The following is an 8,964-nucleotide window of genomic DNA, read 5'->3' as shown; positions in this document are numbered from 1 at the left end:
GCCGAAACAGCTTAATGCGTGTTGGCTCAATTCTAGACATTTTATGACCCAAATGACAGCATCCGGACGTGATTTCTCCGATACCCAGTAAATTTTTCGACCAAGGAAGCAAGGTCATGGCACGATTAACCCGTTATATTGCCTGCGCTTTATTACCTTTCGCTTTACTCAGTGAACAGGTGACCGCGGATGAGCAAACACCGCTGACTCTTAAACAAAATGCCCCGACAACTTATACCGTGGTGAAGGGCGATACCCTGTGGGATATTTCCGCCCTGTATCTCGATAGCCCTTGGCTGTGGCCAAGGCTGTGGCAAGTGAACCCTGAGATCGATAACCCACATTTGATCTATCCCGGTGATAAGCTGACGCTGTTTTGGCGCGATGGACAACCCGTACTCAGCCTAAAACCGATGCGCAAACTGAGTCCGCAAGTGCGTGTGCTGGAAAAACAAGCCGTCCCAACAGTACAAGAAGGTTTGGTGCTGCCTTATCTCCAATCCGATCGCCTAATGGATCAAACCACGTTGCAAGATAGTGTTCGTGTAATTGGTTCCAGCGATGGTCGTAAATATCTGACCAAGCAAGATCAGCTTTATATCACTGGGGTACAAAGCGAGAAAAAATGGGGTATCTATCGCGAAGTTGCACAATATCAGCGTGAAGATGACGTTATGGTTGCTCTACGCTTGGTTGCAACTGGCGAGCTGGCGATGACCGACAGTAATTTCAGCGGTCTAACCCTGCATGAGCAAAACCAAGAGATCTTGTCGAATGATATTGCATTGCCAGAAATCGACATCGAAGAACGTCAGCTTTCTACTACCTTCTATCCGCAGCCCGCTCCTGAAGATAGTGAAGCGCGTATTCTTGGCTCATTAGAAGGCAGTCAGTATGCAGGCCAGAATCAGGTTGTGATCATCGATCAAGGCAGTCGTGATGGTATTGCGCAGGGCAGTATGTTTGAACTCTATCAAGCAGGAGCAAAAGTAAATGGCAAAAAAGGTCTGTTTACTTATCAGCAAGGTAGCGCTAATTCTGATGTACAACTGCCAAGTTTAAAAGTGGGCACCTTGATGGTGATCCGTCCTTATGAACGGTTTAGTTTGGCATTGATCACCAATAGTTCAGCCCCGATCAGTAATGATGTGCTGGCACTGTCGCCGCAGATTGCAAACCAAGAGGCTCAAGCTGAGGTCGCGCAATCTACTGAGCAAACTGATTTGGTTAATGATGCCAGTTAATGAAGGATCAGGATTTAGCCACATGGCTAGCGCTTTGCTTCACCCCTAAGCTGGGTAGCAGGACAATTTCCCATCTTCTTTCCACCCAAACGCAACGCAACTGCAAAGCTTTACGCCCAAGCAGTGGTTGGCGTTAGGGCTCAAACCAGAACAATTGGTGTATTTAACCACCCAAGCCGCCAAGCAAGCTGAACAGTGTTTGCAATGGCGAGATGGTGCGAAAAACCGATACATAGTGACGCCTCACTGCCCGCTTTATCCCCGTTTATTAAAAGAAATTTCAGCGCCACCCCCTGTGTTGTTTATTGAAGGCCTATGGGAAGTTTTACATGATCCCGCAGTTGCGATTGTCGGTAGTCGCAATGCCACGATTGATGGTCGACAAATTGCGCGTCAGTTTGCTGGCGAGCTAGTTCAATCTGGATTAGTGGTGATGAGTGGGCTTGCTCTCGGTATTGATGGACATGCCCATGATGGAGCTTTGCAAGCGCAAGGGCAAACTGTGGCGGTTTTAGGTTCTGGTTTGACTCAAATCTACCCAAAACAGCATCAAGGACTCGCTGAGCGGATTATTACACAAGGCGCTTTAGTCTCGGAATTTGCACCTTATGTGCCTCCTAAAGCTGATCACTTTCCGCGGCGCAACCGTATTATTAGTGGGTTATCGCTTGGCGTGGTCGTGGTTGAAGCTGCGGAGAAAAGTGGCTCACTCATCACAGCGCGTTATGCGGCAGAGCAGGGGCGTGAGGTCTTTGTGGTTCCCGGTTCTATTTACAATGCCTCCAGTCAGGGTAGTAATCAGTTGATTCGTCAGGGGGCTTGTTTAGTTCAGAGCGTGCAACAAATTCATCAAGAGCTCAAAAATGCACTCACTTGGTCACTCTCTGAACGAGTACCTTACCAAGCGACACTTTTTTCTGCTCCGCAGAGCGATGAAGAATTGCCATTTCCCGAGCTGTTAGCTAACGTAGGAGTAGAGGCTACACCTATTGATATTCTCGCAAGCCGGACCCATATACCGGTTCAAGATGTCATGATGCAGCTCTTGGAGCTTGAACTCCTAGGGCATGTGGTTGCAGTACCTGGTGGCTATATTAGAAAGGGGAGGGGCTAGCTATGATGATGGATATTTTGATGTATCTGTTCGAAACCTATATCCATAGCGATGCTGAGTTGCAAGTGGATCAGGACCAGTTGGAAGATGAACTGCTGCGTGCTGGGTTTCACCAAAAAGACATCTACAAAGCTCTTCATTGGCTGGAAGATCTGGCAGCTTTGCAACAAACCGATGCGCAAACGGCGATCTCGAAAAGTGCTGCGACTTCGATGCGAATTTATGCACCGGAAGAAATGGAGCGCCTTGATCTCGAATCGCGCGGTTTTCTGCTGTTTCTTGAACACATCAATGTACTAACCACAGAAACGCGTGAGATGGTGATTGACCGTGTCATGGGTTTAGAAACCGATGAGTTTGAGCTGGATGACCTGAAGTGGATCATCTTGATGGTTCTGTTCAATGTGCCGGGTAATGAAAACGCCTACACCTTGATGGAAGAGCTGTTATACAGCAAAGAACAAGGCATTTTGCATTAAGCCTGTGAATTGTCTATGAGCAGTAAAATTGACCCACAATTGTTTGCAGCCCATGAACATGCGCTGCAATCTTCACCCTGTCCTCTATGTGGCGCAGAATTGCAGCTGCGCCACGGTAAACACGGGCCTTTTTTAGGCTGTACTGCGTATCCGGATTGTGACTACATTAAGCCTTTGCATCAAAATGATGGCCATATCATCAAAGAGTTAGGAGTGTCTTGTCCTGAGTGTGGACATGAGCTGGTGCTACGCCAAGGTCGTTACGGGATGTTTATTGGTTGTAGCCATTATCCGCAGTGCCATCATATCGAGTCGATGGATTCGCCTAATCAAGCTGAAAGCTCTCCGGATATTACTTGCCCTGACTGTGGTAAAGGTCATCTCATCGAACGAAAGTCTCGCTTCGGCAAGCTATTTTATGCTTGTGATGCTTACCCTAAATGCAAGTTTGCGCTAAACGCTAAGCCGATTGCTCAGACTTGTGCAATGTGCGGCTTTACGGTGATGGTTGAGAAAAAGAGCGCGGCAGGTATCCGTTATCAGTGCGCAAATCGTCAATGTGGGCATATTCAGGATAGTTAACCTCGGTTTTTGCCCATAGCATAAAAATTAAAGCCGCGTTAGACGCGGCTTTATTTGCATTAGTGGGGTATGGATTAAGGCTGAATTTCCTTTGCTACTGCGTGTACGGCAGGAAAAGCCTTCTCATCTAACACAGTCGCTAATTGGCATAGTTTACGTTGCAACTCACCAGTGTAATCCGCTGTCACATTGATATGCCCCATCTTGCGTCCTGGGCGTTTGGCCTTGCCGTACCAATGTACGTGGCAGCCTTCCATCGCCAACACGGAGGAGGGGAGTTGGTCTTCACCAAGGATATTGATCATTGCGGTTTCACGAACTAGTTTGGTGCTACCCAGTGGCAAACCACATACCGCGCGTAAGTGATTTTCGAACTGGCAGGTTTCAGCGCCTTGTTGAGTCCAGTGGCCTGAATTGTGTACTCGTGGTGCGATTTCATTGACCAGCAACTTGCCTTGCACTTCAAAAAATTCCAACGCCAATACACCGACATAGTTAAGCTGCTCAGCCACCGCTTTAAACATCGCTTCTGCTTGGCTTTGCAGAGCTGGTGCATCAATCGCCGTCGAAAGGCTGAGTACACCTTGGGTATGGACGTTTTCTGCTAAGGGATAAACCACCACGTCACCCGCTAAGTTACGAGCACCAACCAGCGAAACCTCTCGGTCAAAAGCCACAAACTCTTCGGCCACAATGGCTTGTTCAGGATTTGCCTCTAGATACTGTGCTAACTCACTCCAGATATTATCGAGCTGAGCTTGTTCTTTTAAACGCCATTGACCTTTGCCGTCATAGCCACCTAGCGCACTTTTCAGCACCATAGGCAATCCAATCTCAGCGATTGCAGCGCTCAGGTCATCTCGGCTGCGGATAATCGAATAACGTGCATTCGCCACTTGGGCGCGATCCAGCAACGCTTTTTCTAAACGACGATCGCCACCGGCTTTGATGGCTTCAGCGCTTGGGTAAAGCTTGCCACTGCGTGCACAGAGATCGAGGATTGGATGAGGAATGTGTTCAAACTCAGCGGTGATAACGTCGGCTTGCTCAATCGCTTGCTCCAATCCATGGCCGAGCACGGTTTGAGTTAAGGGATGAACAATGTTTTCGCTACCGACATCAAAGGCAATTGTCTCAATATTCAGTGGTGCTCCCGCCAAGGACATCATCCGCGCAAGCTGACCAGCACCAAGAACTAAAACACGCATCCGTTACTCCTCCGCAGGATTTGGGTTGTCTAATACGGACTGGGTTTGCTTGGCGCGGAAGGCCTCTACCTTGCTCATCACTTCTGGGTTGTGAATGCCGATGATTTGCGCGGCAAGTAATCCTGCATTCGCGGCACCAGCTTCTCCAATCGCTAACGTACCCACCGCAATACCTTTTGGCATCTGTACAATTGAGTATAAGGAGTCGAGGCCAGACAGAACGCGTGATTGAACGGGCACTCCGAGAACCGGTAGGCTAGTAAACGCTGCGGTCATTCCTGGCAGATGCGCAGCGCCGCCAGCACCGGCGATAATCACCTGTAAACCACGTTCTTTGGCGCTTGAGGCGTAATCGGCTAGCAGATGGGGAGTACGATGTGCCGAAACTACTTTGGTTTCATAAGCGACACCAAACTGGTCAAGCATCTCTGCTGCGTGTTTCATAGTTGGCCAGTCTGATTTGGAACCCATGATAATACCGACTGTCATCTCAAACTCCTTCAGTGTTATGAATTGGGTGGATAAACCTGTGTTGCGGCGCATTATACGGGGATTTTCATCTCAAGCAAACGTTTGCTTTTTGTTGGCGGTGATAATAACTGGTCAATCGCCATACTAGTCGTACACTGCTATTGAGTGATATATAGGAGTCGATAAAGTGGACAATCTGCAACAAGCGGTGCATGTGCTGCAAAGTGGCGGTGTGATTGCCTATCCCACCGAAGGGGTATTTGGTTTAGGCTGTGATCCGGACAACCAAGCCGCGATGCTGCGTTTACTTGCGATTAAGCAGCGTCCGATTGAAAAAGGGGTGATCTTGATTGCGGCAAACTATGAGCAGTTACGTCCCTATATCGATGAAAACCAGCTTACGGCAGATCAGTTGGCTCAGGTATTAGCGTCATGGCCCGCTCCGTTGACTTGGGTGATGCCCGCAAGCATTTATACCCCGAGTTGGGTACGAGGTCAGTTTGATACGGTGGCTGTGCGAGTGTCTAATCATCCGTTAGTGCAGCAATTGTGTTTGGCGTTTGGCAAACCATTAACGTCAACCAGTGCCAACTTAAGTGGACAACCCGCTTGTACCACGCAGCAAGAAGTGGTGGTTCAGTTAGGAAATAAAATTGAGGCCGTGTTGGAAGGTAAAACCAGTGGCCATTGTGGCCCGAGTGAAATTCGCGATGCACGCAGTTTACAAGTGTTAAGACAGGGATAACCCTGCGCAGGAGAAAACGTGAAGTCAAACATAGATAAGCAAGCAGTGAAGAACTTTTTGCTGCAGTTACAAGATCAAATTTGCCAGCAATTGGAAGCGGCGGATGGTCAAGCGCAATTTATTGAAGATGCATGGCAACGTGAGCCGGGCGAAAAGTTGGGTGGTGGTGGCCGTACCCGAGTGATGCGAGATGGCGCCGTTTTCGAACAAGGTGGTGTGAACTTCTCCCATGTGTTTGGTGAACAGATGCCCGGCTCTGCGACTGCCCATCGTCCAGAATTGGCAGGTCGTCGCTTCGAAGCCATGGGTGTTTCTCTGGTCATGCATCCGAAAAATCCGTATGTCCCGACCTCTCATGCCAATGTGCGCTTTTTTATTGCTGAAAAAGAGGGGGAAGCTCCGATCTGGTGGTTTGGTGGTGGTTTTGACCTTACGCCGTTTTACCCCTTTGTTGAGGATTGCCAGTTCTGGCACCAAACTGCGAAAAATCTCTGCGCACCTTTTGGTGCAGAAATCTATAACGAGCATAAAGCATGGTGTGATCGCTACTTCTACTTGCCGCACCGCAACGAAACACGTGGCATCGGCGGATTATTTTTTGATGATCTGAATGAGTGGCCATTCGAGCAATGTTTCGCCTATATGCAGGCGGTCGGTGAAGGTTATACCCAAGCTTATGTGCCGATTGTCGAAAAACGCAAAAACACTCCCTTTACAGAGCGCGAGCGCCAATTCCAACTCTATCGCCGTGGTCGATACGTTGAATTTAATTTGGTGTTGGATCGCGGCACTCTGTTTGGTCTGCAAACCGGTGGTCGTACCGAGTCAATTTTGATGTCGATGCCGCCTCTAGCACGTTGGGAATACGCTTATCAACCTGAGTCTGGTACCCCAGAAGCCCAGTTGAGCGAGTTTTTAGTTCCGCGTGAATGGTGACACTTGAAGTTCTGAGTGATAGGGTCGCGAAAGTGACCCTTTTGATTGTTTAGGCAAGGATATGGCTTCTCAAATCGATCAGTATGTAGTTTTTGGTAATCCCATTAACCATAGTAAATCCCCCTTTATTCATACGCTGTTTGCACGTCAAACCCAGCAGCCCATGACCTATACCGCGCAATGCGCGCCAGTCGATGGATTTATCGAGGCGGCTAATCACTTTTTTGCGCAAGGTGGACGAGGTTGTAATGTAACGGTGCCTTTCAAAGAAGACGCCTACCGTTTTGCAGGGCGACTAACGGAACGCGCGCGGTTGGCTGGGGCGGTGAATACGCTCAAAAAGTTGGATGATGGTGAAATACTGGGTGACAACACCGATGGTGAAGGCTTGGTGCAAGATCTGCTCGCTCAACAAGTGCAACTGAAAGGCGTAAATATTTTGCTAATTGGAGCTGGTGGTGCGGCGCGTGGTGTTCTCAAACCACTGCTGGATCAACAGCCCGCCTCGATTACGATTACCAATCGGACGTTATCTAAAGCCGAACAATTGGCGGAGATACTGACCCCCTACGGCACTGTGATAGCCAAACCTTTCACAGAGATGACTCAAAGCTATGATGTGATCATTAACTCGACCTCAGCCAGTCTCGATGGTGAGCTTCCTGCGATTGATCCTGTGATTTTTTCACCTCGCTCTGTCTGCTACGACATGATGTATGGCAAAGGGCACACCGTATTTAACCAATGGGCCCTACAACAAGGCTGTGCGCAGGTGATTGATGGCTTAGGTATGCTGGTGGGGCAAGCTGCGGAAAGTTTTATGTTATGGCGAGGGTTACGTCCGGGAACCAAGCAAATTTTGCGTGAGCTGCGTAAAAATCTTGAGGGGGCACTATGAACCAATCCATTCTGTTTCCAGATATACAGCATTGGGATGAGAGCAAACAAGCCGTCGTATTTTTTGCTCAGCAAAACGGAGCGTTAATCGAATGTCTTGTGGCACGTCAAGTTCTACAGGAACTCTCAGGTGAAGCTTTAGCAGAATCGCAACACGTGATGACGGTATTCAGTGAATGGCGTTTTGACCTAGAGGAACTCGCCGAACAAGCGATTGAAGACGAAATGTTTAACTCTCTAGGTCAAATAGAGATCACTCGCGAACGGTTTTAACGTCATTCAGATAGTCATTTTTACTCTGAACGTAGTTGCTTGAGGACTTTAAGAGAAAAGCGCGCTCCTTTTCATTGAGAGGGCGTGCTTGTTTTACAGGGCTACCTATATAAAGAAAGCCACTTTCGAGTTGCTTGCCAGGAGGCACTAAACTGCCCGCGCCAATCATCACATCACTTTCAATTACGACGCCGTCCAACACGATAGAACCCATACCGACTAATACTCGATCATGAATAGTGCAACCATGTAGCATGACTTTATGCCCAACCGTCACATCATCTCCTATCAGTAGAGGATATCCATTCGGGTTTTCAGCGTTTTTGTGGGTGACATGCAATACAGAGCCGTCTTGAATGTTAGTGCGCTTCCCAATCCGAATATGGTTCACATCACCACGAGCTGCCACTAAAGGCCAAATGCTTGCATCATCATCCAGTTCAATGTCACCGACGATAACTGCGCTGGCATCCACATAAACCTTTTCCCCTAATTTTGGCGCAATGCTTTATAGCTACGAATTGAACTCATTATTTCACCTTTTTATAAGCGAGTAGTGGGTATAGTAGATGGCCTAATCATTAACAAATAGCCAATTATGCCTAAAACATCACCAAGTATCCGAAATCTTTAAAAAACTTCTAAAAAGTGCTTGCCAATATAACTAGCTTCTCTATAATCCGCCCTCACTGACACGGTAGACGCAACAAGCGTTAGCAGTGATTCAGTTCGGTATTTTAGGTGGCGAAATCGTCAACGAAAATAAACTGAAAAAAAGTGTTTGACACGACAGTTTATCTCGCTAAAATGGCCGCCTCTTCTGAAGCAGACCGCCAAGAAGAACGCTCTTTAACAATACAAACCAATCAATCTGTGTGGGCACTCGTTGATGATAATCGCAAAAGATTTATCAATGAACTGAGTGACCATTTGAATGAGCAATCATTCAGCACAGTCAATTCAACATTACAATGTAATGTTATCAGTATTCATTGAGCCAAACTTTAATTGAAGA

9 protein-coding genes and 2 pseudogenes are annotated in these 8,964 nt (G+C 47.8%); 8 read left to right on the top strand and 3 right to left on the bottom strand.

Annotated elements, in window-relative coordinates:
- Positions 1-116 precede the first annotated feature (116 nt).
- The 4 genes and pseudogenes from D908_RS04495 (at position 117) to D908_RS04510 (ending at position 3,419) form a co-directional block, all read left to right on the top strand.
- Positions 117-1,244, top strand: a complete 1,128-nt coding sequence (locus tag D908_RS04495) for a LysM peptidoglycan-binding domain-containing protein (protein WP_005526233.1) — start codon at positions 117-119, stop codon at positions 1,242-1,244.
- Positions 1,244-2,358, top strand: a pseudogene (dprA, locus tag D908_RS04500) (DNA-processing protein DprA). Before D908_RS04495 ends, dprA begins: the two are co-directional and overlap by 1 nt.
- Positions 2,359-2,360: 2 nt before the next feature.
- Positions 2,361-2,837 (top strand): DUF494 family protein, encoded by a 477-nt coding sequence (locus D908_RS04505; RefSeq protein ID WP_000979768.1) that lies wholly within the window; start codon positions 2,361-2,363, stop codon positions 2,835-2,837.
- Between the two features lie 15 nt (positions 2,838-2,852).
- Positions 2,853-3,419: a DNA topoisomerase family protein gene (locus tag D908_RS04510; protein WP_000095516.1), complete on the top strand. Its 567-nt coding sequence runs from the start codon at positions 2,853-2,855 to the stop codon at positions 3,417-3,419.
- Between the two features lie 74 nt (positions 3,420-3,493).
- On the opposite strand, the gene D908_RS04515 is transcribed toward D908_RS04510, so the two are convergent.
- Positions 3,494-4,627, bottom strand: coding sequence for a 5-(carboxyamino)imidazole ribonucleotide synthase (locus D908_RS04515; protein ID WP_005526226.1), 1,134 nt, complete (start codon positions 4,625-4,627; stop codon positions 3,494-3,496).
- Between the two features lie 3 nt (positions 4,628-4,630).
- On the bottom strand, positions 4,631-5,116 hold the full coding sequence (purE, locus tag D908_RS04520) for a 5-(carboxyamino)imidazole ribonucleotide mutase (protein ID WP_005526224.1): 486 nt from the start codon (positions 5,114-5,116) through the stop codon (positions 4,631-4,633).
- A gap of 169 nt (positions 5,117-5,285) precedes the next feature.
- Here purE and tsaC point away from each other — a divergent pair, with 169 nt between their 5' ends.
- The 4 genes from tsaC to D908_RS04540 all read left to right on the top strand — a co-directional run bounded on the left by tsaC (position 5,286) and on the right by D908_RS04540 (position 7,949).
- Complete coding sequence (gene tsaC, locus D908_RS04525; protein WP_005526221.1) at positions 5,286-5,843, top strand: L-threonylcarbamoyladenylate synthase type 1 TsaC; 558 nt, start codon at positions 5,286-5,288, stop codon at positions 5,841-5,843.
- Between the two features lie 18 nt (positions 5,844-5,861).
- The gene (gene hemF, locus D908_RS04530; RefSeq protein ID WP_005526219.1) at positions 5,862-6,779 is read left to right on the top strand and encodes an oxygen-dependent coproporphyrinogen oxidase; all 918 of its coding nucleotides are present in this window, start codon (positions 5,862-5,864) and stop codon (positions 6,777-6,779) included.
- Between the two features lie 61 nt (positions 6,780-6,840).
- Positions 6,841-7,677, top strand: a complete 837-nt coding sequence (gene aroE / locus D908_RS04535; protein WP_005526217.1) for a shikimate dehydrogenase — start codon at positions 6,841-6,843, stop codon at positions 7,675-7,677.
- Positions 7,674-7,949, top strand: coding sequence for a DUF1488 family protein (locus tag D908_RS04540; protein ID WP_005526215.1), 276 nt, complete (start codon positions 7,674-7,676; stop codon positions 7,947-7,949). The genes aroE and D908_RS04540 overlap by 4 nt, the downstream gene beginning before the upstream one ends.
- Here the strand turns inward: D908_RS04540 and D908_RS04545 are convergent.
- Positions 7,930-8,480, bottom strand: a pseudogene (locus D908_RS04545) (gamma carbonic anhydrase family protein). The gene D908_RS04540 and the pseudogene D908_RS04545 sit on opposite strands and share 20 nt — an antisense overlap.
- Positions 8,481-8,964: the final 484 nt, after the last annotated feature.

The sequence above is a fragment of the Vibrio mimicus CAIM 602 genome (genome assembly GCF_000338875.1).
Lineage (GTDB): Bacteria > Pseudomonadota > Gammaproteobacteria > Enterobacterales > Vibrionaceae > Vibrio > Vibrio mimicus.
Note: the sequence above shows the minus strand (reverse complement) of the source record. Positions and strands in the feature narration are given on the sequence as shown.